28 protein-coding genes and 1 pseudogene are annotated in these 25,287 nt (G+C 45.3%); 17 read left to right on the forward strand and 12 right to left on the reverse strand.

Annotated elements, in window-relative coordinates; all coding sequences use genetic code 11:
- Window positions 1-19: 19 nt before the first annotated feature.
- The gene (locus Y79_RS0110135) at window positions 20-997 is read right to left on the reverse strand and encodes a YeiH family protein (protein WP_016937572.1); all 978 of its coding nucleotides are present in this window, start codon (window positions 995-997) and stop codon (window positions 20-22) included.
- Window positions 998-1,112: 115 nt separating this feature from the next.
- Between Y79_RS0110135 and Y79_RS0110140 the strand changes: the two genes are divergently transcribed.
- The 6 genes from Y79_RS0110140 (at window position 1,113) to Y79_RS0110165 (ending at window position 5,817) form a co-directional block, all read left to right on the forward strand.
- A complete protein-coding gene (locus tag Y79_RS0110140) occupies window positions 1,113-2,003 on the forward strand; it encodes a LysR family transcriptional regulator (protein ID WP_016937573.1) in 891 nt (296 codons plus the stop codon).
- 55 nt (window positions 2,004-2,058) lie between these two features.
- Window positions 2,059-2,922, forward strand: a complete 864-nt coding sequence (lipL, locus tag Y79_RS0110145) for an octanoyl-[GcvH]:protein N-octanoyltransferase (RefSeq protein WP_016937574.1) — start codon at window positions 2,059-2,061, stop codon at window positions 2,920-2,922.
- A gap of 152 nt (window positions 2,923-3,074) precedes the next feature.
- Window positions 3,075-3,254 (forward strand): hypothetical protein, encoded by a 180-nt coding sequence (locus Y79_RS0110150; RefSeq protein ID WP_016937575.1) that lies wholly within the window; start codon window positions 3,075-3,077, stop codon window positions 3,252-3,254.
- A 46-nt stretch (window positions 3,255-3,300) separates the two neighbouring features.
- Window positions 3,301-4,224: a DUF6895 family protein gene (locus Y79_RS0110155; protein WP_016937576.1), complete on the forward strand. Its 924-nt coding sequence runs from the start codon at window positions 3,301-3,303 to the stop codon at window positions 4,222-4,224.
- Window positions 4,193-4,990, forward strand: coding sequence for a hypothetical protein (locus Y79_RS0110160; protein WP_016937577.1), 798 nt, complete (start codon window positions 4,193-4,195; stop codon window positions 4,988-4,990). The genes Y79_RS0110155 and Y79_RS0110160 overlap by 32 nt, the downstream gene beginning before the upstream one ends.
- Entirely contained in the window at window positions 4,981-5,817 is an 837-nt protein-coding gene (locus tag Y79_RS0110165) for a hypothetical protein (RefSeq protein ID WP_016937578.1), read from the forward strand. The genes Y79_RS0110160 and Y79_RS0110165 overlap by 10 nt, the downstream gene beginning before the upstream one ends.
- Here Y79_RS0110165 and Y79_RS0110170 read toward each other — a convergent pair.
- The 5 genes from Y79_RS0110170 to Y79_RS0110195 form a co-directional block, all read right to left on the reverse strand.
- A complete protein-coding gene (locus tag Y79_RS0110170) occupies window positions 5,807-6,760 on the reverse strand; it encodes an ABC transporter permease (RefSeq protein WP_016937579.1) in 954 nt (317 codons plus the stop codon). The two genes, Y79_RS0110165 and Y79_RS0110170, sit on opposite strands and share 11 nt — an antisense overlap.
- The gene (locus Y79_RS0110175) at window positions 6,757-7,677 is read right to left on the reverse strand and encodes an ATP-binding cassette domain-containing protein (RefSeq protein WP_016937580.1); all 921 of its coding nucleotides are present in this window, start codon (window positions 7,675-7,677) and stop codon (window positions 6,757-6,759) included. The genes Y79_RS0110170 and Y79_RS0110175 overlap by 4 nt, the downstream gene beginning before the upstream one ends.
- 97 nt (window positions 7,678-7,774) lie before the next feature.
- Window positions 7,775-8,329, reverse strand: coding sequence for an HAAS signaling domain-containing protein (locus Y79_RS0110185; protein WP_016937582.1), 555 nt, complete (start codon window positions 8,327-8,329; stop codon window positions 7,775-7,777).
- The gene (locus tag Y79_RS0110190) at window positions 8,330-8,644 is read right to left on the reverse strand and encodes a PadR family transcriptional regulator (RefSeq protein WP_012118696.1); all 315 of its coding nucleotides are present in this window, start codon (window positions 8,642-8,644) and stop codon (window positions 8,330-8,332) included.
- 261 nt (window positions 8,645-8,905) lie between these two features.
- Window positions 8,906-9,679, reverse strand: coding sequence for an RsfA family transcriptional regulator (locus tag Y79_RS0110195; protein ID WP_016937584.1), 774 nt, complete (start codon window positions 9,677-9,679; stop codon window positions 8,906-8,908).
- A 202-nt stretch (window positions 9,680-9,881) separates the two neighbouring features.
- On the opposite strand from Y79_RS0110195, the gene Y79_RS0110200 reads away from it, so the two are divergent.
- From Y79_RS0110200 to Y79_RS0110215, 3 genes are all read left to right on the forward strand, one after another.
- Entirely contained in the window at window positions 9,882-10,106 is a 225-nt protein-coding gene (locus Y79_RS0110200) for a YuzB family protein (RefSeq protein ID WP_003151034.1), read from the forward strand.
- 159 nt (window positions 10,107-10,265) lie between these two features.
- Complete coding sequence (locus Y79_RS0110210) at window positions 10,266-11,567, forward strand: HD domain-containing protein (protein WP_016937586.1); 1,302 nt, start codon at window positions 10,266-10,268, stop codon at window positions 11,565-11,567.
- 39 nt (window positions 11,568-11,606) lie between these two features.
- Window positions 11,607-12,107 carry a YwgA family protein gene (locus Y79_RS0110215; protein ID WP_007407653.1) on the forward strand — a complete coding sequence of 167 codons (501 nt, stop codon included), beginning with the start codon at window positions 11,607-11,609 and terminating at the stop codon, window positions 12,105-12,107.
- A 63-nt stretch (window positions 12,108-12,170) separates the two neighbouring features.
- Here Y79_RS0110215 and Y79_RS0110220 read toward each other — a convergent pair whose 3' ends face one another.
- Window positions 12,171-13,550: an APC family permease gene (locus Y79_RS0110220; protein ID WP_016937587.1), complete on the reverse strand. Its 1,380-nt coding sequence runs from the start codon at window positions 13,548-13,550 to the stop codon at window positions 12,171-12,173.
- A 366-nt stretch (window positions 13,551-13,916) separates the two neighbouring features.
- Between Y79_RS0110220 and Y79_RS0110225 the strand changes: the two genes are divergently transcribed.
- Window positions 13,917-14,336: a MarR family winged helix-turn-helix transcriptional regulator gene (locus tag Y79_RS0110225; RefSeq protein ID WP_016937588.1), complete on the forward strand. Its 420-nt coding sequence runs from the start codon at window positions 13,917-13,919 to the stop codon at window positions 14,334-14,336.
- Window positions 14,337-14,374: 38 nt separating this feature from the next.
- Here Y79_RS0110225 and Y79_RS0110230 read toward each other — a convergent pair whose 3' ends face one another.
- The gene (locus Y79_RS0110230; RefSeq protein ID WP_003151042.1) at window positions 14,375-14,563 is read right to left on the reverse strand and encodes a 2-hydroxymuconate tautomerase; all 189 of its coding nucleotides are present in this window, start codon (window positions 14,561-14,563) and stop codon (window positions 14,375-14,377) included.
- A gap of 104 nt (window positions 14,564-14,667) precedes the next feature.
- On the opposite strand from Y79_RS0110230, the gene Y79_RS0110235 reads away from it, so the two are divergent.
- The 3 genes from Y79_RS0110235 to Y79_RS0110245 all read left to right on the forward strand — a co-directional run bounded on the left by Y79_RS0110235 (window position 14,668) and on the right by Y79_RS0110245 (window position 16,432).
- Window positions 14,668-15,327 carry a site-2 protease family protein gene (locus Y79_RS0110235; RefSeq protein WP_003151043.1) on the forward strand — a complete coding sequence of 220 codons (660 nt, stop codon included), beginning with the start codon at window positions 14,668-14,670 and terminating at the stop codon, window positions 15,325-15,327.
- A 12-nt stretch (window positions 15,328-15,339) separates the two neighbouring features.
- A complete protein-coding gene (locus Y79_RS0110240) occupies window positions 15,340-15,858 on the forward strand; it encodes a YwhD family protein (RefSeq protein WP_016937589.1) in 519 nt (172 codons plus the stop codon).
- 142 nt (window positions 15,859-16,000) lie between these two features.
- Window positions 16,001-16,432 (forward strand): hypothetical protein, encoded by a 432-nt coding sequence (locus Y79_RS0110245; protein WP_016937590.1) that lies wholly within the window; start codon window positions 16,001-16,003, stop codon window positions 16,430-16,432.
- Window positions 16,433-16,456: 24 nt separating this feature from the next.
- Here Y79_RS0110245 and Y79_RS0110250 read toward each other — a convergent pair whose 3' ends face one another.
- Complete coding sequence (locus Y79_RS0110250) at window positions 16,457-18,529, reverse strand: transglycosylase domain-containing protein (protein ID WP_016937591.1); 2,073 nt, start codon at window positions 18,527-18,529, stop codon at window positions 16,457-16,459.
- Between the two features lie 199 nt (window positions 18,530-18,728).
- Between Y79_RS0110250 and speE the strand changes: the two genes are divergently transcribed.
- Window positions 18,729-19,559 carry a spermidine synthase gene (speE, locus tag Y79_RS0110255; protein WP_013353957.1) on the forward strand — a complete coding sequence of 277 codons (831 nt, stop codon included), beginning with the start codon at window positions 18,729-18,731 and terminating at the stop codon, window positions 19,557-19,559.
- 59 nt (window positions 19,560-19,618) lie between these two features.
- Window positions 19,619-20,491 carry an agmatinase gene (gene speB / locus Y79_RS0110260; RefSeq protein WP_016937592.1) on the forward strand — a complete coding sequence of 291 codons (873 nt, stop codon included), beginning with the start codon at window positions 19,619-19,621 and terminating at the stop codon, window positions 20,489-20,491.
- A gap of 133 nt (window positions 20,492-20,624) precedes the next feature.
- Here speB and Y79_RS1000000121265 read toward each other — a convergent pair whose 3' ends face one another.
- Both Y79_RS1000000121265 and Y79_RS0110265 read right to left on the reverse strand, forming a co-directional pair.
- Complete coding sequence (locus Y79_RS1000000121265; RefSeq protein WP_115996635.1) at window positions 20,625-20,744, reverse strand: PhrC/PhrF family phosphatase-inhibitory pheromone; 120 nt, start codon at window positions 20,742-20,744, stop codon at window positions 20,625-20,627.
- A complete protein-coding gene (locus Y79_RS0110265) occupies window positions 20,728-21,873 on the reverse strand; it encodes a response regulator aspartate phosphatase (RefSeq protein ID WP_016937593.1) in 1,146 nt (381 codons plus the stop codon). The genes Y79_RS1000000121265 and Y79_RS0110265 overlap by 17 nt, the downstream gene beginning before the upstream one ends.
- 230 nt (window positions 21,874-22,103) lie before the next feature.
- On the opposite strand from Y79_RS0110265, the gene Y79_RS0110270 reads away from it, so the two are divergent.
- Window positions 22,104-23,459, forward strand: a complete 1,356-nt coding sequence (locus Y79_RS0110270; RefSeq protein WP_016937594.1) for a YncE family protein — start codon at window positions 22,104-22,106, stop codon at window positions 23,457-23,459.
- 39 nt (window positions 23,460-23,498) lie between these two features.
- On the forward strand, window positions 23,499-24,875 hold the full coding sequence (locus Y79_RS0110275; protein WP_016937595.1) for a YncE family protein: 1,377 nt from the start codon (window positions 23,499-23,501) through the stop codon (window positions 24,873-24,875).
- A 64-nt stretch (window positions 24,876-24,939) separates the two neighbouring features.
- On the opposite strand, the pseudogene Y79_RS1000000120840 reads toward Y79_RS0110275, so the two are convergent.
- Window positions 24,940-25,150: pseudogene (locus Y79_RS1000000120840) on the reverse strand (bacteriocin biosynthesis protein AlbG); the annotation flags it as partial.
- Between the last annotated feature and the right edge of the window lie 137 nt (window positions 25,151-25,287).

Here is a 25,287-nt window from a genome sequence, read left to right on the forward strand (position 1 = left end):
TTAAGAAGGCCGGCTTTTTTTATAGAAAGAAAGCCACTGCGGCCCAGCCGAACAGCGATAAACAGAGAGAGCCGATCAAGCCAGCCGCGAGCGCCCGCCAGCCATTATGACGAAACGCCGATATATGAACGTTCAAACCGAGACCCGCCATTGCCATGCCGATTAAAACATAGGACACTTGAACAAGAAACGCGGAATGCGCGGCGGAAATGATGCCTGATGTGTGGATGGCGCTCATTCCGAGAAATCCAAAGATAAACCAAGGGATCGGCAGTGAAGCAGCAGAGGCTGTCTCTGATCTCCCGCCGCGGCGCGCCCGCATTCCAAGCATGAATGCGGCCGGGACGAGCAGCGCGACCCGCGTCAGCTTGACGATCACCGCCATCTCGACGGCTGCTTTTCCTCCGGCGCTTCCGGCCGCCGCCGCATGCGCCACCTCATGAAGCGTTGCCCCGCAAAAGGCGCCGTAAGCAGCAGGAGAAAAGCCCAATACATGATAAGAAAGAGAATATACAACAGTAAAAACGGTTCCTAATAACGAAACGGCGGCTGCACTGATGGCTGTCGCATTTTCGTTTGACCTGATCTGCGGCGCGATCGCGGCAATGGCAGCCGCCCCGCAGATCGCTGTGCCGCAGGCTGTTAACATGCTGAGTGTCTGATCAATGCGGAACAGCCGGGACAGTCCGTATACGACCGCACCCGCAACCATCATACAGCAGACGGCAATTGCAAATACGTGCCAGCCGGCATGATAGATATCCGTCAAGTTCAGTCTCATGCCAAGCAGGATAATGCCGGCTTTCAGCAAGTATTTGCTTGAGAATCCAATCCCCGGCTCCAATGCCGCCTGCTGTCCGAAAACGGCGCGCCAGACCATTCCGATCAGCATCGCGAGGACAAGCATTCCGAGCAAATTTAAAAACGGCAGGCGGCTGGCATAGAAAGCCGCAAACGCAATTCCTGCGGTAACTGAAACACCCTTTACCATCTTCATCTCAGTCACTTCCCATTAGGTTGATAACTCCACTTTACTGCGGTCTTAATCATTAGTAAAATATATTTATATGATCTAAACGATTAGAAAAAATAATGATAAGGGGCGATGCTTTTTGTATTATGGGGAATTGAAAACATTCATTGCCGTCGTCGAAGAAAAAAACTTTACAAAAGCGGCGCAGAAGCTGATGATTTCTCAGCCGAGCGTCAGCCTTCACATTAAAAATCTGGAGAAAGAATTCCAAACCGCCTTGCTGAACCGCTCCCCGAAGCACTTTACGACTACGCCGACGGGGGACATTCTCTATCAGCGCGCCAAGCAAATGGTCTTCTTGTACGAGCAGGCGAAAACCGAAATTTACGCCCATCATCATTATGTCAAAGGGAAGCTCAAAATCGCCGCGAGCTTTACCATCGGCGAATATATTCTGCCGCCGCTTCTTGCAAAGCTTCATGACGAGTATCCCGAACTGAACCTTGACGTCATGATCGGGAACACGGAGGAGGTCAGCGAAGCAGTTCGGATGCTTCAAGCCGATATCGGATTAATAGAAGGACATACGGGGAAAAACGAGCTCGACATTCAGCCGTTCATGGAGGATGAATTATGCATTGCTGCTCCGAACGGGCACCCGCTCGCCGGCAGAAAAAACATCCCGGTCACCGACTTGCAAAATCAAGCGTGGGTGACGAGGGAGAAGGGTTCGGGGACGAGGGAATATTTGGACCATGTCCTGCATTCAAACGGACTGCGGCCGAAATCCATGATGACGATCAGCAGCAACCAGGGCGTCAAGGAAGCTGTGATCAGTGGAATGGGTCTTTCCGTTCTGTCAAAAAGCGTACTGCAAAAGGATCTGCTCCACGGCAGCATTTCCGTGCTTCAGATCAAAGGATTTTCCTTAAAGCGGAAACTGTCTATCATTCAATCTTCCATTATGGAGAACACAAAAAACAAAGAAATCTTCATCGCTCTTTTGAAAAGTCAATTTCAATCATCTTAAGCGGAATGATATAATAAATGCATGGAAAGCCTATGACGAAAGGGATTTAATATAGATGGGAAAGCAACCGATTGATTTATTGATGCAGCCGAGCTGGAGAATCATTGACCAATCCAGCCTCGGTCCTTATTTTGATGCGAAGCAGTCATTCGCAATGGATGATACGCTGTGCGCCTCCGTAGGCAAAGGGGAATCGCCTGCGACAGCACGCTCTTGGGTGCACCACCGGACGATCGTGCTCGGCATTCAGGACACACGCCTGCCGTTTTTAGAGGACGGCGTGAAATTGCTGGAGGACGAAGGCTATCGTGTAATTGTCCGCAATTCAGGAGGCCTCGCGGTCGTTCTTGATGAAGGCGTATTGAATATCTCGCTTATTTTTGAAGACGAGAAAAAAGGCATCGACATCGACAGAGGCTACGAGGCGATGACGGAGCTGGTGCGGCGGATGCTGCGTTCGTACAATGCTGAAATTGAAGCCTATGAAATTAAAGGATCGTATTGTCCGGGCAGCTATGATCTCAGCATCGGCGGGCGGAAATTCGCGGGAATCTCACAAAGGCGCCTGCGGGGCGGAACCGCAGTTCAGATTTACCTCTGCGCTGATAAAAGCGGAAGCGAACGCGCCGATCTGATCAGACGTTTCTATCAAGCCGCTTTAAAAGACAAAAGCAATGACACAAAAGGCGTGTACCCCGACATCCGGCCTGAAACGATGGCTTCCTTAAGCGAATTGCTGCAAACGGACATTACCGTGCAGGACTTAATGCTGTCGCTTTTAACCGAACTGAAAGAACGCAGCGGCCGCCTGTATGCAGCCGGATTATCGCCGGAAGAAGAAATGGCATTTGAAAAAAATCTGACCCGAATGCTGGATCGGAATGAGAAGGTGTTCGGTACGCAGGAAAGCTTGGACTAGGTCCGGGCTTTTTTATTTTTAGTAATTATATACTAATTAGTTATAGTGAAAAAAGAATCGTTATTCTAAAACTAGTTTACAATTTATCCCTTATTTGATTAATATATTGTTGTAGGTTCCAAATAATTCTATAAACTAGAGGAGATGGAGATATGAATTTTAAAAAAATAAAAGAGGAAAAAAGAATCACGATCCCGACACATTTGTTAGCCGGAGATGCTGAGCAATCAGGCAATAGCTTTGCTTGGAGCGGCTGGGTGCTTGTAGTACCGAGCCAAGAAGACAATCAAAACCCGAATTTGAATTTCAATGATTTAGCCGTTCAGAATTAGATTCAACCGTTTGGAACCTACGCATCTTAGAAAAGGCGGTGAGAGTTTGACACAAGAGTATATAAGAGAAATTAAGCGGGGAGCACTGTCATGGATTGTTGAGAATATCCATTATTTTGATATGAATCATAAAGTAGCGAACGATTTCAGATGGCGGCTTAAAACATTTATAGAGCTTATTTTTCTTACCAATTACCTGATTAGAAATCAGGCAGATGATAAGGAAGTTGCTGTTTTAACGGAGTTTATTACAGAAAGGCTCCGTAATGATCAGCTTGAAGAATTTATTCATTTTGATCCGGACGGCCTTGCCGGATTGGCTATTGCAGGTGAATTTCTTGTCTTAACTGATCACCCGACACGGGCTTCAGTGATATGGGAGCTGGAAAAATTCACGGCGTCTCGTTTTGATGAAAGCCTTGCTAAAATTCCCTTTCGAAAAATGGATCTGAAGTACAGTCTGCAAAGAGCAGGCGTAAATTTAGAAATGCCGGATTTTTCTGATTTATACTGCTACACGGCAGCCGGTCAAAATATCCCAAATACATATATGACTGACCATGATGCGTACAGTATCACTCATACGATTTTTTATATAACAGATATGGGATGTTCTTCGCTTACAGATAAAGAGTATCATCTGCCCTCCTTAAAAGAAAAGGTCCTGAAATTTCTCGGGATTTATATATGTCTTGAGAATTTAGATATTACCAGTGAATTATTGATGTGCAGCTCTTTTTTACATATCGACATGGAAAAAGAAAATCATAAACCGCTCTATGAGGCAGCCTGGAATAAAATATTTCAGGGCCGAATGAAAGAAGGGAATATCCCGAGCATCACCTATCAACATAAACCCGGTTTGAAAGGTGAACAGCAAAGAGAAGATGTGTTTAAACACTGCTACCATACAACACTTGTCGCCGCGGGTGCCGCGCATGCTTGTCTTAGAGCAGAAAGGAACGATTAACTTGAACAGATTAGCTGAAGAGACAGATCAATTTTTATTATCTTTTGCTGAACAATCGCTTCCGGATATGAAGAGCATTCAGCTGTTTGCCGGCTTCTGCAAATACTACAGGAAGACGAGCCATTCTTCCGTTCTAAAAGAACATATTGAAAGGATTGCGGCAGCCTTCGTTGATAAGTCATGCTGGGAGGATCTGTTTCACTGCAATACGGCCATAGTCAATGAATTGATTCATATCTATTTAACATCAAAAACTTATAAAAAGAAGCAGGGATTGCAAGCGGATGATCAGATCATACGTCATGGATTGCAAAACGGATATCTTACAAAAAAAGAATGGCCTTATTTTAAATACGCCGAATTAGTCGGTTTGCTGAACGAACTGGAAATGCCATTTGATCAGGAAAAAGTCCGTTTTTACAAAAATTCGATGTTTCAGCCTTTGCTCCGCGACGCATGGAAACGAACAGCTGAAAACGAGCTTGAGTTTATTGAGTACTGTCTTCTTCATTTGAATAAGGGGGAGCATCAGCTTCATCCCGGCTTGAAGGCTTCCATTCAAAAATGGCTTGTGTTTTGTCTCAGCAGCCGAAAAATGAAACAGCTTTGCACTATGTTATTGATCCAATCGTGTATCGATCCTTTTTTTTATGGCTGTCAAGCAGCCCTTCATTACATAAATAACGAGAATCCATCCATTCATTGTGCTCCGGCTCTTCTGCCGGCGATTGAGATTCTGAATCTGGAGTGTGGAACATGCAGATAGTAAAGGGACATTTTAATATAAAAAAAACAGAAGAATGGCTGCTGGGTTTTTGGAAGAACCTTCAGCTGCAGCCGGAAGAGATGGAAGCTGATGACCTTATGCACCTGTTTTGCGGTTTAGCGGCATGTCATCATTTTGAAAGCAGAAAGGATACAGAAGAAGTTATTCTATTCCTAGACCGTTATTTCGGAGAAAAAACGCATGAATGCCACCCCGTCCTGTTCGCGTATGCGTATCATGTTTACCGCAGGATGGATGCCGCAAAAAGCATTTTTTTTCATAACGGATTTGAACAAATGGTCCGCGGTTTACAAGAGGAACTGAAATCAGAGCCCGCCTCTATGATCCTCATGGTGTTAGCTGCTTATTTTGGGGCAGTGACCCTGGAAGAGCTGATCATTTTCTTAGAAACCGCAATGAAACGGGAGGCCGATTTGCTCACGGCACCGGGCGGCATGCAGGAAGAACAGGCGGATGCCCTTTATGCCGTCTCTTATTTGCAAATGAAAGAATTACAGCCTTTTCTCACAAAATGGTACAAAACATCGGACTTTGCTTTCTCAGGTTTAATGTTAGCCGAGTGCAGAAAGTATCACATTGATGCCGTTGCGAAATACACAGCCATTATGAAATTTCTTCGATTCGATGAGGCTCTTTTTATACAGGAAGGGCGGGAATTTCTACGCTTTCAGCAGCGAAGCAGCGGGAGCTTCGGTTATTTGAATCCATTAGCGATGGATCAAGGGAAGGTCAGCGGCAAATTGCTGGACCGTCAGTATTTTCTGCCGTCCGCTCATTATGCCGCCGCCTCTCTGTCTATGCTGTAATGTCTCTCCTTTGAAAGACGGAAAAAGAAATCAATAAACAAATAAGAAAGTAGATCGCTATAACCGTCACGGAATAGGGAATGTTTAACGTTGAAATTGCATCACCCGCGTTTTTATTTACATAAGCAACGAGATTTAAATGCGGAAATAGTGTGAATTTATACCACGTAAATTGGGCAAGCAAATCTGTTCCGCCCAATATACTGCCGGCAAACAGCAGTAAAACGGATAAGCAAAGGGAGAGAGCTTGGCTTTTGAACAATACTGACAAAGTGAACGCGATGGTGACAATACTTATAATTGAAATGAAACGCAAAAGAAGAATGATCCCTGATGCTTTTATGGAACTGATGGTATACAGACTGTCATTTAAATGAGTATAGACGAGCGGATATGAAGCATTGGAAAAACCGAATAACACGCCGCCGATCAGCAAACAGCTCACACAGTAAAACAAATAAACCATACCGGTAAACAGAAGGGACGCGAGAAATTTTGATGCTAAAATCCGCCATCTTCGGTTCGGGCTTGTGGCGATAAACTTAATCGTCCCAAGGGCAAACTCTTTAGAAACAACCCCGCAGACGGTTAAAATCGCGGTTAAGCTTACGAAAATCTCAAGCCCGTTTGAAGTAACCGTGCCGAAAAACCTCCAGCCGTTCCATTCATAGGGGTTGATGTTATGCTCCAAGTAATAGTCTTTATTCTTAACATCAGCAGAATAATAAACGCCTGTCGTTTCAGCCGGTTTATCAATTTCTTCCTGTTTTTTTTCGGCGAGAAGCCGTTCCTTCCAATTGTTATCCGAGGAAGCATCTAACTCATGATTCATAATAAGGCCTGCCAGCAAAACGATGAGAAACAGGAAAAAAAGAGATAAAAGCGTGCTTTTTTTTCGGGTTATTTTTATGAATTCGTTCTGCGCCAGATGAAATATGCTCATACCGCGTCCTCCTGATCTGTAATCATCATGTATTTTTCTTCCAATGACAAAGTTCTTGCAGAAACGCGGGAAATCAGAATCTCTTTCTCTGCCAAAGATTTAATGACATACGGGATGGTATCTTCTTCCGCTTCCAATTCAATAATGCGGCTGTCTTTTTGCTGTACTTGAAGAATACCTTCCTGTTCCAAAATTTCTTTCGCCCTTTCAGAGTGATTGACCGTGATGGTAAACAGCTTTTTCTGGGCAGGGTCATTTCTTTTCTTCATGTCTTCAATTCCTAAAATCCGTCCCTTTTTGATATAGGCAACTCTGTCGCAAATTTCCTCCATTTCAGATAATAAATGGCTTGATAATAAAATAGAAACCCCTTGCTTCGCTAAATCAGAAAGAATGGTGCGCAATTCTCTCATTCCTTTAGGATCGAGGCCATTCATCGGTTCATCCAGAATTAATAACCCGGGATTGTGAAGAAGAGAATAAGCGAGCCCCAAGCGCTGTTTCATACCTAATGAGAAATGTTTCACTTTTTTACGGGCAGCCTGCTCTAATCCGACTTTTGCAAGGATATTCATGAGGTCATCCGTTTTCATCGAGGTGCTCCGCAGTCTGGTGAAATATTTCAGGTTTTGCAAAGCGGTCATATTCGGATACATGTCTGGGCCTTCGATGATAACCCCGATATGATTCATAAAATATTCAAAGTCGCTGTCCGGTCTGCCCCTGAACGAAATGGTTCCTTCCGTTTTTTTAATAAGCTGTACGATCATTCTGAAAATAGTGGTTTTTCCCGAGCCGTTCGGTCCGAGAAGGCCGAAAATCTCACCTTTTCTCACATCGAAAGAAATTGACTGTACAATCGGAGTATGATTGATGGTTTTAGAAACATTTTTCAATATCAGGGCTGGTTCAGTCATAATATTTGCACACCTTCCTTATGAATTAGGATAAAAGCCGTCAAAACCGAAGAACATGCTTCCGATCAGACCGGCTGCGATTAAAATGAGAGCAATGCTATACCACATTTTCCGTTTCAATGTTTTCCCTCCTTACAACGCTGACATTCCATTTGAAATAGCGCAAAAAGATGCGGAATATCAGTTTCGAAAGATCAAATCCGGCCATAAACACTGCCATACCGGCTCCGAGGACAATACATCCGTTAAAGATGGCTGTTACAATCGGCACTTTTACGAGGAGAAAGAATGATCCGGTCATCAGCATAAGGCCGATCGCCATCAAACTTAACACCGTAACAGAGGCAAAAAGAAACGGTGTCAGCATAAACATGAAGTTGAACATGCCCATACCCAGCAGCAGGCCGAATGCCTTGAAAAAGGAGCGCCATGTCTTCTGCTCCTGGGCATTATTGATGAAAATATCCGCTTTTAGAGTGCGCGCAAGTGTTTTTGGATGACCTAAATTGCCGGCGATTTGTTCATCGCTTTTTCCTTCAGCCCCGCCCATGTCAAATATTTCGCTGATATCCGCGAGTATCTCTTTTTGCTCAAATTCCGGCAGATCTTTTATTTCCCGCCGGAGATGTTTTAAATATTGGTCTTTACACATTCATTTTCCCTCCTTAATGATGCTGTTCACTTTTTCGGACAGGTCAAGCCATTCCGATTTTAATGTGTGATGATAAAAGGCGCCTTCTTCTGTTACTTTGTAATATTTGCGTGACGGGCCTTGATCTGAAGCTGCTGTATACGTTTTTAAATAGTTATTTTTTGTGAGTCTTCGTAATATGGGGTAGATGGTGCCCTCCGATACAGGGAACGTTTCACTTATGATCTTGATTAATTCATAACCATATAAATCTTCATAAAGAAGCAGGGATAACACACAAAGTTCCAACGCTCCTTTTCGTAATTGGCTACTCATTTACTATCATTCCCATCATATCTAATAATTGTATTATTTATACAGTGTATTGCACAGTAGTAAATCAAGCAATAATTCCCAAGAACCATTTGGGGTGAGGAATTGAATCTTTATGCTTATGTGCGGGCGGGAACCGAGATATGCAGGCCTTGCGGGAAGAAGACCTCATGAACAATGTTTACATTAATATAGATCAGGTTGTACGTCATTGACAAATGGCAAAAACCCCTTTTTCCATGACAAGGAAAGGGGGTTTTTCCGTTATTCGGCCATTTTTTCTAAATTGCCGTTCCGGTCCATTTTGAAGGACGGGGAGGCGTGTTCGTCTTCTTCAAATAAAACTAGTTTTCTGGCTCTGTTCATAATTTTAACCAAGGTTTCGTAGTCTTCCTGAATGGTTTTTTGGTCTTTTTCAAGCTTTTCGACGGCCGCTTCCAGCTGCTCGGTTTTAGACTGCAATTCTTTGTTTTCCCGTTTTAAACGGTCATTTTCCATTTGCAGGGCGGAAGTTTGCTTTCCGCTGCCTTCATAGCTCTGCAGAAATTGAATGACGTCTGCCATTGTGAGCTCCGCCTTTTGGCTCGGCTGCTGAGGCGCCAGCAAATGTGATAAACTAGCTAACTCTTCCTTGAAGCTTTCATCGACATAAGGCATATGTTCGCCGGACATGACGGCTTGCCGGTCTTCTTTAGGCGCTTCTGCTTGAACCGTCTCTTCGGCTGCGGTTTCCTGCATGATATCCGCTTCCGGAGCAGGCGGCTGATATAATAGTTTCTTCTTGGCCGGCTGTCCGTTTCCGAGCGCGCGCATCCGCTGTTTCCGCTGTTTTTTGGCGAGCTGAAGCGCTTTTTCGTATTGATGGCGGACGACGGCATTCCATCTGAATCCGCACGCTGCCGACGTTCTGTTTAACTTATCGCCTACCTCTTCAAAGGCGTTCAGCTGCGTGCTTCCTTCCCGAACGTGACGGAGCACGGTTTCCGCAAGCAGCAGGTCGTTTTCCTCTGACCAGGCGTCCTGTCTTTGTTTTGTCAATGTTCTCAACCCCCAATATCTTTGATGGTATTAGAATGTCCAGATTGGAAAATATTTATACAAATTGGCTGAAAGAATGAGAGATACCCAGAGCCTTGCAGGATAAGATGAATCCTTGTACAATGAGATGTGATGTGATTTTTTTCGTTTTTAAAATTAAGATTTAACATAGAGGAACATTGAATGAAGGGAAGCGTACATCATGGCTAATGAATTCCGAGTGTGTGATGATTGCCAAGCCACCAATATTAAGACATTGCTGCCGCGTTTAAAAGAAGCTGACCCGGATGCAAAAGTGGAGGTCGGCTGTCAGTCATATTGCGGGCCCGGACGCAAAAAATCGTTTGCTTTCGTAAACAACCGCCCGCTGTCGGCGCCGACTGAGGACGAGCTGATTGAGAAAGTGAAAAAGAAGATCAAAAAGTAAATGTGTGTTTCGACAGCCTCGCCCGATGGGTCAGGCTTTTTTGCTTCAAAAAAATCAGTTTCGGAAAAAGTGGAACAAAACGCCGGACAAATTCAAGGATGTTTTCAAAAGACTGAGCCGATATAATAGAATCACGGCTAAAAAAAAGAGGGAATGACGATGGCGTATCCAAATGGAAAATTATCAGAAGAAAAAGTGTTTAAAGATCCCGTTCACCGCTATGTACATGTGCGGGACAAGCTGATCTGGGATTTGATCGGCACCCGTGAATTTCAGCGGCTGCGCCGGATCAAACAGCTCGGTACGACGTATTTGACGTTTCACGGCGCGGAACACAGCCGTTTTAACCATTCTCTCGGCGTCTATGAGATTGTCAGAAGAATGGTTGACGATGTTTTTAAAGGGCGCCCTGAATGGGATGACAATGAACGCGAACTCTGTCTCAGCGCCGCGCTTTTGCACGATTTGGGACATGGGCCGTTTTCGCATTCCTTTGAAAAGGTTTTTCATCTGGATCATGAAGACTTTACGAGAGAAATTATTCTCGGCGATACCGAGGTGAATCAGGTTCTCAGAAAGGCGGGTCCCGGATTTCCGCAGGATGTTGCAGAAGTCATTGCTAAAACATACAGAAACAAGCAGGTGGTCAGCCTGATTTCGAGCCAGATTGACGCCGACCGGATGGATTATCTTCAGCGGGACGCGTACTATACGGGCGTCAGCTACGGACATTTTGATATGGAACGGATTTTAAGGGTGATGCGTCCGCGTGAGGATCAGATCGTCATTAAGCAAAGCGGCATGCATGCCGTCGAAGACTATATTATGAGCCGCTATCAAATGTATTGGCAGGTGTATTTTCATCCCGTGACGAGAAGCGCTGAAGTCATTTTGACGAAAATCCTCCACCGTGCGAAGCAGCTCCATGAAGAAGGGTATATCTTCACGCATGCTCCCGTTCATTTTTATTCCATCTTTGAAGGGAAGCTGACGCTTGAGGATTATCTGAAGTTAGATGAAGCTATCATTTTATATTATTTCCAGGCTTGGGAGGATGAAGAGGATCAGATTCTGTCCGACTTGTGCCGCCGCTTTATTAACCGCCAGCTGTTTCAGTATGCCGAATTTAACCCGAATGAGGAAATGTCGGCTTATTTTGAACTGACTGCTCTGTTTAAAGAGGCGGGAATTGATCCCAATTATTATTTGGTGGTCGATTCTTCATCGGATCTGCCGTATGATTTTTACCGACCGGGTGAAGAGGAGGAGCGTCTGCCGATTCATCTGTTAACGCAGAACGGCCAGATCAAAGAGCTGTCCAGGCAGTCCGCCATTGTCGAATCCATTTCGGGAAAACTGCGGACGGATCATAAGCTGTACTATCCGATGGACCTCATTTTTGACGATTCAGAAAACCCTGAAGCGAAATTAAAAATCCGGCAGCTGCTGGGACTGACATAAAAGGATTTTGGTAAAGAAGGAAAAGGAGATGTCGGGAATTTGTTGAAAGAACATGCAAAACTGATGAAGGTGTTCTCGGATTCTGGAGAAATCATCGGGCGGAAAAAGCTGCAGAAAATCATTTATATCGCAAAGAAAATGCAGTATCCTTTCTACGAAAAATATGATTTTCATTTTTACGGCCCGTATTCCGAAGAACTGACGCTTCGAATTGAAGAGCTGTGCAATCTTGGGTTTCTGGATGAGGTGAAGGAAAAAAAGGGCGGCTACTTTCAATACCGGTATTCGCTGACGGAGACGGGCGCTGAGTTTTTACATCACGCGGAGCTGACGATGCCGGATATGAAGAAGTACATCGACAGCGTCAACAGCCGTTCATCCCGGTTTCTGGAGCTGGTGTCTACGATTTTGTATTTTGACGGCCTTGAAGCTGAGGAAAAGAAAGAGAAAGTGTTTACGATCAAGAGCAAGCAGAAATATACAGATGAAGAATATGATGAGGCGCTTCACTACATAGAAGAGCTGAAACACATTTGTTAAAGGCGATGGCTTTCGTCTTTTTTTATGTAAAAACCAGGCCGCAACATGCGGGCCTGGTTTTGTTTATTGTCTCAATTTGCTGTGCTTGTACGAATATAAAAAGTAAACGATCACGCCGATGATCAGCCAGGCGGCAAAATAAAGCCACGTTTTCAGCGGCAGATTGACCATTAAAAACAAACAGCAGATAATGGCCAAAATCGGCAGTACGGGAACGAAAGGCACTTTAAATCCCCGAGGCAGATCCTTATGAGTGCGGCGCAGAATCAGCACGGACAGACTGACCATGGCGAATGTCAGCAATGCGCCGATGTTTGAGAGATCCGACAGTTCTTTCAGATCAACAAAACCCGCAATGCATGCACTGATCAGTCCGATCAGCCACGTATTAAAGATCGGCGCTCCCGATTTCTTTCCGACAATGGTAAAGACTTTCGGCAGCATTCCGTCTCTTGCCATCGCCAAGGATATGCGGGTCGCTGCATACGTATGCGCGAGAATGACGGCCATCAGCCCGATCACCGCTCCTGCAGCGATCACGCCCGCCACCGCATTTTGTCCGACAGTCTGCAATACATAAGACATGGCTTCCGGCACATTTAGCTGTGTATACGGAACCATCCCCGTCATGACGAGACAGACAATGACGTATACTAATGTACAGATCACCAGTGAACCGATAATGCCGATCGGCAGGTTGCGCTGCGGTTTTTTGACCTCTTCAGCCGAAGCGGAAATCGCGTCAAACCCGAGAAACGCAAAAAAGACGGCAGAAGCCCCTGTGATGACGCCTTTCATTCCAAAAGGCATAAAAGGATGCCAATTGCCCGGCTTTACAAAAAAGCTGCCTGTGATGATAAACAGCAAAACAATTCCGATTTTTACGAGAACCATTATATTATTAAATGTTTTGCTCTCTTTGGAGCCGCGTGACAGAACGACCGCAATTAATAGAGTAATGATGATGGCAGGAAGGTTGACGATGCCTCCCTGGCTCGGCACGTGCAGCAGACTGTCCGGCAAAGGCATGCCGATTTCGGCTAACAGATTATTGAAATAGCTTGACCAGCCGCTTGCGACCGCGGATGCCGTCACCATATAAACGGATAAGAGCGTCCAGCCCATTAAATGGCCGATAATTTCTCCCATCGTCGTGTAAGAGTAAATATAAGCACTTCCGTAAACCGGGAGAACAGAAGCGATTTCGGCGTAACATAATGCTGCAAGGCTGCAGACAACGGCTGCAATGATAAAAGAAAAGATAACGGAAGGCCCGGCGTTTTTCGCGGCCGTAATGCCTGTAAGGACCATGACACCCGTCCCGATGACGGCGCCGATGCCCAGTAATGTTAAATCAAATCCACCCATCGTTTTGGCAGTCTGCCTGTTTCTGCTTTGTTCAAGCAGCTGGGTGATGTCTTTTTTTTGTAGGATATTCCGCAACACGCATCCCTCCATCCGAAAGCAAAAACCAAGAGGAGCTCTTTGGCTTTTACCCGTGTCACATCTTCTGTGTAATCAACAATCCTGTGTTCTGTTTCCCTGTCTGTTTCGTTTCTTTTCCATTCATATTGTCTGCCGCATCCGATCAGATCAGCCACCTTTATGATTTTACCTGAATCGTGTCTATAAAACCAGCATTGCATAAAAGGATATGGTAAAAAAGAGGGAGACAAAAGTCTGTACAGGGCAGGATAAAAGTTGCGGGCATTCCGGCCGGAATTTTGACTTTCTCCGCAAGGTATCAGTAAAATGTAATAAAAAACTAACAAATGATGATGGATGCATCTTGAAATGGGGAGTTTCTGCATGAAGCACGATAACTTGCAAGCAAATGTACTGGATTACGCTCTTACAAAGTATTTAAAGAGCACGAAAAAGCTTGACGAGGCGACAATTCCGAAGAGTATCAACAATATCAGAGGATTTATTCTGAGGATTATTTACCGGCACGGCACGTGTACGATTAAAGATATATTGCAGGAGGTTACATTATCACCTTCCGCCACGACAACCGCTCTCAATCATTTAGAAAAAGAAGGGTTCGTGGAAAGGTCGAGAAACAACGAAGACCGCCGCACGGTATGGATGACGCTTTCCGAATCGGGGAAAATGGCGGCCATGCAAATGATTGAAAACCGGCAGCTGCTGATTGACGAACTGTTCGAAGCATTGACAGAGGAAGAAAAGAAAATCTTTTTCAGCCTGGTTGAAAAGATTGTGAAATAAGCCGGCCTGCGTACAGCATTGCCGGCCTTTATCAAGGATTACTCCGTATCGCTGATCCGTTTGCCGGCGACGGCGTAATGATCCTTTCTCATTTCTTCAATCATGACAATGATCTTTTCTTCGGCTGCGCCTGTCGTTTCTTTGACGGCTTCTGTTACTTTTTCAACCAGATTCCGTTTTTGTTCATCTGTGCGGCCTTCAAGCATTTTAACGGTTACGAGCGGCATGGTGCTGATCCTCCTTTATTGTTTCCTCTCTTTGGAAGAGAGATCACTTATAGTATACTGAATGAAGGACAATCTTGCATTTTTAAAAAAGGGGATTTTTACATTTGGACAGATTTTTATATTATCCGCTGGAGCTTATGCCCTATGTCGTCATTACGCTGATCGTGGCATTTACGATGCATGAACTGGCGCACGCGTATGTCGCGTATCGGTTCGGTGATGATACAGCGGCGAGACAGGGAAGATTAACGCTCAATCCGATTAAACATCTTGATGTTTTCGGAACCATTCTTATTTTGGTCGCAGGTTTCGGCTGGGCCCGTCCGGTGCCGGTGAACCGCCGCGCCTTTAAAAGACCGCGGCTGGCCGGGGTGCTGGTTTCCGTCGCGGGGCCTGTAAGCAACCTGCTTCTTGCCTTTATCGGTTTCTTTTTGCTAGTGTTGATGCATGCTTACGGAATGGAGCTGCTTTCGGCATTCAGCATGGGGCTTGACCGCTTTTTCTCTATATGGATTCAGCTGAACCTCGCGCTTTGTTTATTCAACCTGCTGCCGCTTCCTCCGCTTGACGGCTATCGGATTATTGAGGATCTCGTGCCGCCGCGGGTGCGCGCGAAAATGACTCAATTTGAGAGCTACGGGATCATCGTGTTTCTCGTGCTGTTTGTGACACCGGTCGGCTCTTATGTCGTGTGGCCGCTGTTAAGCGAGGGAAGAGACTGGATTCTCAAGGTTTTTGCCATTATATTTCAACCGCTTTTGTAGGAGGGTATTTTCATGGAAGAAAAAAAGAAAAAAACAATCGGATTTAATATCATTAAAAGTGATCCGACCGACGGACATGGCGGTTTCGGCGCCGGATCGCTGAGCCTTGACAATATTTCTCCGGTATTTGTCGATGTGGAAGAGAAGGAAGCCTTCGTCGATATCGGCGCCATGCACGCCCGCAGTGTCGTAGAAAAAGGGATCAAATTCCTGCCGAACAAGGATGAAGTGCCGAACGGAAAACCGTACTGGCTCGTGTGGGTCACCATTGACAGAAAAGAAGAAGGCCCTTATTACGCGGGTGTGACGGCTTGTGAAATGACAGTGGACAGAAGTATCCGCAGAGGTTATAAGTCATTGCCGGAGCATGTGAATTTAATGGATAAATCAATGAAGCGCCGCATTATCGTGGATAAAATGGATGACAGCTCAAAGCAGGTGCTTGCTGAATTTCTTCAGAAGCATGACCAAGGGCTATGGGACCGTTCATCTGATGAATTGAAGACGGGTCTGCTTCCGGAAGAAAAATAATTTGTGAACTTTTTGTGAACTTTATAAATATTTGCACTATTTTACATTTTTACTGAGTAAACTGTTGATACAGAATCAGGACATGGAAAGTCCCGAGCCGAACCAAGACTCGGGGTTTTTCATGTTTAGCGGAGGTTTCATCATGTTCACCGTATTTGAAATCGGGCCTTGGGTCATTGAAGCAGATGCGGCGGAAACGAGAAAACAATATGAAAAATCATGGGCTGATCCTTGCGATTGCGGGAGCTGCCGGAACTTTTCCGAGGCGATGAATCTCCTTCCCGCCGAGAAAACAAGGCTGTTTACGCAGTTTGGGATTCGTCCGGCTGTCTGCCGCGACTTGGGGGAGCATGGAAAGGAAAACGGCCTGCATCATTATGCGGGCAGTTATCCGATTGTCGGCAGGCTTAGGGAAGGCTGGCCGGAGTATCATATTGAGAGAGCGGGAGATATCCGCTTTTCATTTTCTTTGCCGAGTACAACATTTTTTATACCGAAGGATTTTCCCGATCCTATTATCCATCTCGACTTTTCACTCTTGCTCCCGTGGGTGCTTGAGGAAGATGCGGAGTAAAGCCCGGCGCTAAATGCACCGGGCTTAGTCTTTTTTGCCGAGCCACTTATCCCACCACTTTCTGCGCGGAGGTTCCTTGCGGGCGGGAGCGTGTTCCTTTTCTTTTTTAGACGGTTCCGGTCCGTAGCACACATCGGCGGGCTCTGTGCCCGCGATAAAATACGTATAATGCTTTGCGGCGCATCCGGGTCCCGATGTGTAGCCGGAAGCGGGATCGATATAGACGCCCGTGACGCCCTTCGGCGGTTTAAGCGCTATTTCCGGTTCTCCTTCGAGCGCCTTCTCCATAAAGTCCGCCCAAATGGTCTTTGCATAGCTTTTTTCCTCTACGGAATCTATCGTGCTGCTTTTGTCATAGCCTGTCCAAACACCGGCAGCAAGAGCGGGATTAAAGCCGATCATCCAGCTGTCCGCGCTTGTGGTGCCTGATTTCCCGCCGTACGTCCGGGTCAGCCTGTCTGAAATGGTGCGTCCTGTGACGGAAGTATAGCCGTTTAAATCCTGATCAAACATGCCCGTCATCATGCTCGCTGTCACAAATGCGGCTTTTTTATCGAGCGCCTGCTGATGTCTGCGCGGCTGTTCATACAAGACATTGCCGGCGGTATCCGTCACTTTTGTGATAAAGGAAGGGGTGATTTGTTTCCCCCCGTTTGCGAGCATCGCGTAGGCATTGACCATTTCAATCGGGCGCACGGGTTCAGTTCCGAGCGCCAGAGACGGAAGGGGCTTTAAATGTTCGCTGATGCCGAATTCCTTTGCCGCCGACACGAGCTTATTCATGCCCAGAAAGAGATGGGTCTTCACGGCATAGATGTTGTCTGATAACGCAAGCGCCTGAAGCAGCGTAATCGGTTTATTGGCGTAGTAGCCGTTGTAATTGCTTGGAGAATAAGTATCTCCGTTATCGTCAATCTGAAACTCTGTTTCTTCGCTTTTCATCAGCGTGACCGGAGTAAAGCCGCTTTGAATCGCTTTGTAGTATAAAAGCGGTTTGATCGTGGAAGCCGGCTGGCGTTTCGCCTGTGTCGCCCGGTCAAACGGGCTTTTTTCGTAATCACGTCCGCCGATCAGCGCAAGTACGCGCCCTGTTGCCGGATCAATCGCGGAAAAGCCGACCTGAATGTCAGAGCCGGTACGGATCGTATGTGCCACAGTGTTTTCTGCGATCCGCTGCATGCGCTTATCAAGCGTTGTATAAACACGCAGCCCGCTTGTTGTCAGCTGTTCGCGCGTCATCCCGAGCTTTTTCTCGAGTTCTTTCATCGCATCATCGTAAAAATAAGGCGCCGTTTTTGCCGCGGTTCTGTTTTTCAGCGGCTGATAGGCAAGCGGTGTTTTCTTGAGTTTTTCCGCCTTTTCTTTTGAGATCATTTTCTGTTCGGTCATCAATCGGAGAATGGTTTCCTGGCGCTGTTTGGCCTTCTTTTCACTGACATAAGGCGAATAGCCGGACGGGCCTTTCGGTATGCCTGCCAGAAGCACGGCTTCCGCATCGTTCAGATCTTTGGCGTGTTTGCCGAAATACAAGCGGGAGGCGGCTTCGATTCCATATGCGCCGTGGCCGTAATATATCGTATTTACATAACCTTCTAAAATCTCGTTTTTAGAATAGTTCTGTTCAAGGCGGATCGTATAAAATGCTTCATTCCATTTTCGTTTCCATGTCTTATCATGCTCAAGATAGAGGTTTCTTGCGTATTGCTGGGTGATGGTGCTGGCGCCCTGAACCTTGGCCATTGCTTTTATGTCGGCAAGCGCGGCAGCGGCCATCCGCCGGTAATCAAATCCGTGGTGGCTGTAAAAGTTTTGATCCTCTACCGCAATGGCGGCCTGCACCGCCATCGGATTAATATCTTTTAACCGGACCCAGTAGCGTTTTTCACCGAAATCGGTCTCTCCCAGCTTTGAGCCGTCATTTGCATAAAGAATCGTAGACTGAGGGACCCGGACGGAGGGGGCGCCCTGCCATTTCGCTGCAAGAAGAACGGATGTGAAGCAGACACCGGCCAGCATTCCGCCGATCAGTGTCAGAAAGATGCAGGCGCGGATGATTTTGAGCGTGATTCTGAGCTGTTTTCCAGATACTTTATCCACTTTTGGGAACCCCCTTTTTCATGATTCTATTATTATGTGAAAAAAGGGGGTTTTTTAAACATATCAAACCCGACACTTCTTTACTTTTTCCCCGCCATCCTCTATACTTTTTCCTTAGGTGAAAATGAGATTTTAACCGGAATAAAAGCGAAACAGACGCTTACAATAAATGAAATAAGCCTTGAAAGGGAGATGACAATTGAGCGAGCTTTGGTATACGGAGAAGCAGACGAAGAATTTCGGCATTACATTAAAGGTGAAACAAACATTACATACTGAACAGACTGAATTTCAGCATCTGGAAATGGTAGAGACAGAAGAATTCGGAAACATGCTGTTCTTAGACGGAATGGTCATGACTTCTGAAAAAGACGAATTCGTTTATCATGAAATGGTTGCGCACGTACCGTTATTTACGCACCCGAATCCGGAAAACGTCCTCGTTGTGGGCGGCGGAGACGGCGGTGTCATCAGAGAGATTTTAAAGCACCCTGGCGTAAAAAAAGCGACGCTTGTCGACATTGACGGCAAGGTCATTGAATACTCTAAAAAATTTCTTCCGTCCATTGCGGGCAAACTTGATGACCCGCGCGTCGACGTAAGAGTCGATGACGGCTTCATGCACATTGCAAAATCAGAAAATGAGTATGACGTCATCATGGTTGATTCAACAGAGCCGGTCGGACCGGCCGTCAATTTGTTCTCAAAAGGCTTCTATGCCGGAATTTCCAAGGCGTTAAAAGAAGACGGCATCTTCGTCGCGCAGACGGACAACCCGTGGTTTACGCCGGAACTGATTACAAACGTACAGCGTGACGTGAAAGAAATCTTCCCGATCACCCGCCTGTATACGGCCAATATCCCGACGTACCCAAGCGGTCTGTGGACATTTACAATCGGTTCTAAAAAGTACGATCCGCTTGAGGTGGAGGACAGCCGTTTCTTCGACATCGATACGAAGTATTACACGAAAGAGCTTCACAAAGCGGCATTTGTTCTTCCGAAATTTGTGAGCGACTTAATCAAATAAAAATGTATGGCGCAGGAGCGAATCTTGCGCTTTTTTACAGGAAAGCGAGGGTATTATAGATGAGATTTGATGAAGCTTATTCAGGAAAAGTATTTATCGCAAGCCGTCCCGACTGGAAAGAGGCGGACGCCATCCTTTACGGCATGCCGATGGATTGGACGGTCAGTTATCGCCCGGGCTCACGCTTTGGCCCAAACAGAATTCGCGAGGTGTCTATCGGTCTTGAAGAATACAGCCCGTATCTCGACCGTGATCTGGCTGATTTGAATTTCTTTGACGCCGGCGACATTCCGCTTCCGTTCGGCAATCCGCAAAGAAGTCTTGATATGATTGAGGAATACGTGGACAGCATTTTAGAAAAAGGAAAGTTCCCGCTCGGCATGGGAGGGGAGCACCTTGTATCATGGCCTGTCATAAAAGCTATGTATAAGAAGTTTCCGGACCTTGCCATCATTCATTTTGACGCGCACACTGACCTGCGCACGGATTATGAAGGCGAACCGCTTTCCCACTCTACTCCGATCCGCAAAGCGGCCGAGCTCATCGGGCCGCAGAACGTATTTTCATTCGGCATCCGTTCCGGAATGAAGGAAGAATTTGAATGGGCGAAAGAAAACGGCATGCACATTTCTAAGTTTGAAGTGCTTGAGCCGCTGAAAAAAGTGCTGCCGCAGCTCGCGGGCCGTCCTGTTTACGTCACCATTGATATTGACGTTCTTGACCCCGCTCATGCGCCGGGAACGGGCACGGTTGACGCAGGAGGCATCACGTCTAAGGAATTGCTCGCCTCCATCCATGAAATCGCGCGCTCAGAAGTCAACGTAAAAGGCGCTGACCTCGTAGAAGTCGCACCGGTCTATGACCACTCAGAACAAACCGCAAACACGGCAAGCAAGATGATTCGTGAAATGCTGCTTGGGTTTGTGAAGTAGAAAGAAAAAAACCCGGAATAATAGGGCAGAAGAAGCCTTTGTTCCGGGTTTTTGTAATAGAATCTATCTCTTGAATAAAAAAACTCAAGGGAATTGTCACCGCAAACCTAAAGTGAAATCTTTCATTATAAATTCAGATCATTGCACGTTCAGATATATAATAATGAGGAGTTAAACTATTCGTTATTCCTGCTGATACTAATAGCGTACTCACAGCAAAACAGACTATAAGTAATTTATACTTCAATTTCATATAAATTCACTCCTCCTTCGATCTGCTGTCTGGCTTCTTCAACTTTTAAAAAGTATACAGAAGCTTTTTTATATTCTTCTTTTGTGTAATAATATTTAGCTACATCAAGGGCTAATTCCTCAATATCAGCATACATCAATTTACTTTCAAGAAAATGCAGACAATCGTTTATTAACGTATCTCTTGGATCCGGCATATACAAACATTCCAAAAATTTAAACTTTTCCTCGTAAATTATATCATCTATTTCCTTACATATTGAGATACCTTTTTTATGATAATCGTACGCGTTATCTATATTTTCTAACTTAAAATAAATCTGTGTAAGTAAGAAGTAGGGCTGCGGAAGTGAATGACTCATTTGAGCTTTTTCAAAAACAGCTATGGCTTCTTTTAAATGAGGAATGGCTTCATCTTTATTATTTTGATTATTGTAGCATAAAGCGATGTTAAAAAGTGTTCTCCCCATTAATTGAGGCTGCTGATCCAGTTCAGCCATCGTATATGCTTTTTGAAAGTGGGATATTGCATGATCATATTGCTTTACATCAAGATAATTAGCGCCAAACAAAGAATGGCACTGAGTCAACCTAATGCTATAATTATCCCCATTTTTATAAATTAAATAAGCTTGCCGCGCATAGTCCATTGAAACATAAGTTTGTTTCATATAGTAATAGACTTCTGACATCTTAAAGTAAAATTCCGCTTTTTCTATCTGATCTGTAACGTACGTCAATTTGCTTTCAGCTTTCTTAAAAAACTGAATAGCTGAAAGATACTCACGGCATTCCAGCTCATACATCCCCCGGAAAAAATTAAAATAATAATCAAGGCGTCCGGTCAGCCGGGCCTGCTTTTTATCAATATCCGCGAGCAGATCCGATAGTCTCGGCTGTTCTTCTATCCGCTGCGATTCCAGCGGTTCGAGGTATTCGAGCATCAGATTGTGGCGGAATTCCATGAGAGAATAGTACAGATGAAGATCCTGGTCATCTTCCAGGCTTGCAAGCTCTTCTTTGATTTCTCTCCGCAAGTACTCGGCGTCCGGGATGCTGAACCTTCGAATATACATATACCATTCGTTGATTTTTTCTCCAACCGCTGAAGACGATACAACACTCGCCACTATTCCGAATCCCTCCCTTCCACGTTATGTATATGACATATTTTATCATTTTCATTCGGAAGGATAGCGCAAAAAAACCGCAATGTTTTCTTTCGTTAAAACTGCATGTCTGCGGATATCATTTCAAAAATCCGCTATGATCCCCGACAATTTGTACAAGCAAACAAGTGCATCTTCCATATTCTGTTGTATCTGCGTGAGCAGTGTATGTCTGAAAAGGAAGTGAAGATATGAGAACTAACAAGCTTTCCTTTAAAGAAAAAGCAGGAGCCGCACAAGAAGAATGTTTATGTTTTTGCGAGGAAGAAGCAAGCCGTGAAGCGATGTTTCAAGCGCCAATTGAATTGCCTGAGGGGTTTGTCGTTGATCCGGCTGAAGCTGTTGCAAACGTGACGTGGAATGCAGACAGCCTTTCTTGTGTCATTGAACGCTGTTTCATTGAGACGGGGCCTGAGCCTGATGAAATCGGTGTTCAATTCGCAGTGCGCCTGCAGGGAACTGTTACGCTTCTCGTCAGTGTCTCACCAGTGCGAAATCAATATGGACAAGGGAACGGGTCTGTTTCTGTCATCCGCAATGCAGAGATTGACCAAGTCGTCTATTATTCTGATGAACCCGATGATTGCCCGGATGTCAGTGACATTACCATCGAGAACCTTGTTGTCGTTCCGCCATTCTATGGCAGTCCTTTATCGGTGACGGGCACGATTGTGTTTGTTCCTGAGCCGGAACCCGTTTATGCGTTTACAGCGAATCCAAATGATCAATCAGTTTCTGTGATTGATACAAACACTCATACTGTTGTGACAACGATTGCTCTGCCGTACCGGCCGACAGGTATTGAAATAACTCCGGATAAAAGCGCTGTGTTTGTTTTGCACTTCGACAATAATGTGATTTCTGTCATCGATTATGACACTTTAACAGTGACAGCATCCGTACTGCTGGATCAGCCGCCTAGATCGATAAAATGTATCCCAAATCATGAGTTTGCTTATGTTCTCGGCGTTACTGCGATTTATGTGATTGGAATTGATACGTTAACTGTGGATAGGTCGATTCCTGTGGAAGGGTTTGATTTTGCAATTGATCCCAATGGGTTATTCGCCTATGTTCTTGATTTTGGTTCAGTGCAAAAAGTGGACCTATTCACCGGTGAAGTCACAGGAACGATTGAACGAGAGCTTATCGTATCATCCATAGAAACAAATTGGCCGGAGCGGTATGCGTATGTCTTAGAACAAGAATTCTTGTTCAATTATTTGACGGTTATTGACTTAAATACGTTTACGGTCAGCATTACCCAAGAGCTGGAGCCTGATGGCCAATATGTAATGTTTACGAGTGGATCAGGGGTGTATTTACATGACAGCTTCACTGGCAATTTATATGCTGTCAGTCCGAATGGTGCAGGCGTTATAGGAAATGTTCCGCAATCGGCAAGAGACTTTGCGTTTACTCCGAATGGCGAATTTCTGTATGCTGCTCATTTTTTAGAGCAGAACATCACTGTTTACAACACGGATGATAATTCTGTGGAAACTGTGATATCTCTTGGGGTTTCACCGGGAGATATTGTGATTTAACCAACTGCATGCTGTACATTTCTAAAAGGACGTGAATTCATGAAAAAGAATGATCTTTCTGCTTTACAGGAAAATTGTTTCTGTTTTTGTGATGAGGAAATTAGCAGAGAAGCGCCGTTTCAAGTGCCGATTGACATTCCCGAGGGGTTCACTATTGATTCTGCCGAAGCAGCTGCGGCGGTTACATGGAGTACTGCTCATTTATTATGTATCAGTGAGCCTTGCTTAATCCAGACTGGGCCGGAACCAGAAGATATCGGTGTTCGATATGCCGTGAGAGTAAAAGGTACAGTTACGCTTCTTGTCAGTGTGTCGCCTGTACGAAATCAATATGGACAAGGGGACGGGTCTGTTTCTGTGATTCATACTGAAGAGATTGATCAAGTCGTTTATTATGCAGCGCAGTCTGGCCGCTGTCCTGATTTCAGTCAAATAACAGTGGAAGATCTTCTCATTGTACCGCCTTTCTACGGCAGTCCGCTTACGGTGACCGGGACACTTGTTTTACCGCCATCGCCAGACCCTCAATCGTATGTGTTTACAGCCAATTCAGGAGACAGCACGGTTTCGGTTATTGATGCAGATTTAAACACTGTTGTAAAAACAATCCCTTTTTCTGACGTGCCAACTCATCTAGGCGTTACTTTTGATAAAGCTTTCACGTTTGTCCTCCATGGGAATACCAACCTTGTCTCAGTGCTAGATAATAAAACATTAACCATCATAAATACCATTACTGTTGGAGAAGGGCCGAGAAAGGTTGAATTTGATTCAACAGATGAGTTCGCGTACGTGATGGCCGCCGGATCTATATATATGATCAACATGGCCTCTCAATCGGTCATTGATGTCATTCCGATACCCGGCGCTTTAGACTTTGCTCTTGATCCGAATGGACAGTATGTCTATACCGCTAATGGAAGCAGTTGGTCGGTTGATAAATATGATGTAAATACTGGGCAGTTGGTAGAAAGTATCATAGATACATTTGAATTTCCCAGTTTAATTGCCACTCCTTACGCTGGAAATTTTGCGTATGTGTTGAATGGTGAGCTGCTGCCGAAAGGTGTAACGGAGATCAGTTTGTCACCATTAAGCAGGGGAGGCGACTTCAACCGTTTATTTGAAACTCTGAGGACGATTGTATTTTCTCGCGATAGCACTAGGGCTTATTTTCTAGAGCCATATAGTGAACCGTTCCTCATTAATAACTTATACGTAGTTAATACGGCTAGACAGAGGATCATTGCAAACGTGTCTCTCCCCGGCGCTTCTGACCTCGCCGTAACACCTGATAATCAGTACATTTATGCAGCGCAGCCCGACGACAATACCGTGACCGTGTACCGCACGAGCGATTATACAGCTGTGACGGTGATCCCGGTTGGCGCGGGTCCATCTGCGATTGCAATGTAGCTTATTTCATAGGTTGAGAGAAGCAGAGCTGCGATAAGACAATCGTTTATAAATAAATGAGCCGAATCAGTAACACCGCGAGTCCCATTAATACGGCAAGGGGCGTGTGAAAGCGGAAAGGGACGGCTTTGACGATTTCGAACACGCAGCGCTTTGACATCGTTGGCATAGCTGCTGCACAATCTATGTTGCCGGAAGTCGCAGCAGCTTCGATGAGACTGTGTGAGTTTCTGAAAAGCTGCTGTCATGTTTTTCACGGATTGGGTGACATAGTGATATGATTTTCTCTTCTTATAAGGAACTGCTTTTTATGAGGTTTATCTTCAAATCTAATGAGCAATGATGGTAAGATAGAAGCAGTTGAAGTTTACAAGCTGAATGATTATACTATTCAAGTCAAAGTGGAATGATG

The organism is Bacillus siamensis KCTC 13613 (assembly GCF_000262045.1).
GTDB lineage: Bacteria > Bacillota > Bacilli > Bacillales > Bacillaceae > Bacillus > Bacillus siamensis.

Excerpts from the sequence above, each read along its gene's own strand:
- Y79_RS0110135 (WP_016937572.1), bottom strand. The coding sequence starts at position 997 with ATGAAGATGGTAAAGGGTGTTTCAGTTACCGCAGGAATTGCGTTTGCG.
- lipL (WP_016937574.1), top strand. The coding sequence starts at position 2,059 with ATGGGAAAGCAACCGATTGATTTATTGATGCAGCCGAGCTGGAGAATC.
- Y79_RS0110150 (WP_016937575.1), top strand. The coding sequence starts at position 3,075 with ATGAATTTTAAAAAAATAAAAGAGGAAAAAAGAATCACGATCCCGACA.
- Y79_RS0110160 (WP_016937577.1), top strand. The coding sequence starts at position 4,193 with ATGCTTGTCTTAGAGCAGAAAGGAACGATTAACTTGAACAGATTAGCT.
- Y79_RS0110165 (WP_016937578.1), top strand. The coding sequence starts at position 4,981 with ATGCAGATAGTAAAGGGACATTTTAATATAAAAAAAACAGAAGAATGG.
- Y79_RS0110170 (WP_016937579.1), bottom strand. The coding sequence starts at position 6,760 with ATGAGCATATTTCATCTGGCGCAGAACGAATTCATAAAAATAACCCGA.
- Y79_RS0110175 (WP_016937580.1), bottom strand. The coding sequence starts at position 7,677 with ATGACTGAACCAGCCCTGATATTGAAAAATGTTTCTAAAACCATCAAT.
- Y79_RS0110185 (WP_016937582.1), bottom strand. The coding sequence starts at position 8,329 with ATGTGTAAAGACCAATATTTAAAACATCTCCGGCGGGAAATAAAAGAT.
- Y79_RS0110190 (WP_012118696.1), bottom strand. The coding sequence starts at position 8,644 with ATGAGTAGCCAATTACGAAAAGGAGCGTTGGAACTTTGTGTGTTATCC.
- Y79_RS0110200 (WP_003151034.1), top strand. The coding sequence starts at position 9,882 with ATGGCTAATGAATTCCGAGTGTGTGATGATTGCCAAGCCACCAATATT.
- Y79_RS0110210 (WP_016937586.1), top strand. The coding sequence starts at position 10,266 with ATGGCGTATCCAAATGGAAAATTATCAGAAGAAAAAGTGTTTAAAGAT.
- Y79_RS0110225 (WP_016937588.1), top strand. The coding sequence starts at position 13,917 with ATGAAGCACGATAACTTGCAAGCAAATGTACTGGATTACGCTCTTACA.
- Y79_RS0110230 (WP_003151042.1), bottom strand. The coding sequence starts at position 14,563 with ATGCCGCTCGTAACCGTTAAAATGCTTGAAGGCCGCACAGATGAACAA.
- Y79_RS0110240 (WP_016937589.1), top strand. The coding sequence starts at position 15,340 with ATGGAAGAAAAAAAGAAAAAAACAATCGGATTTAATATCATTAAAAGT.
- Y79_RS0110245 (WP_016937590.1), top strand. The coding sequence starts at position 16,001 with ATGTTCACCGTATTTGAAATCGGGCCTTGGGTCATTGAAGCAGATGCG.
- speB (WP_016937592.1), top strand. The coding sequence starts at position 19,619 with ATGAGATTTGATGAAGCTTATTCAGGAAAAGTATTTATCGCAAGCCGT.
- Y79_RS1000000121265 (WP_115996635.1), bottom strand. The coding sequence starts at position 20,744 with ATGAAATTGAAGTATAAATTACTTATAGTCTGTTTTGCTGTGAGTACG.
- Y79_RS0110270 (WP_016937594.1), top strand. The coding sequence starts at position 22,104 with ATGAGAACTAACAAGCTTTCCTTTAAAGAAAAAGCAGGAGCCGCACAA.
- Y79_RS0110275 (WP_016937595.1), top strand. The coding sequence starts at position 23,499 with ATGAAAAAGAATGATCTTTCTGCTTTACAGGAAAATTGTTTCTGTTTT.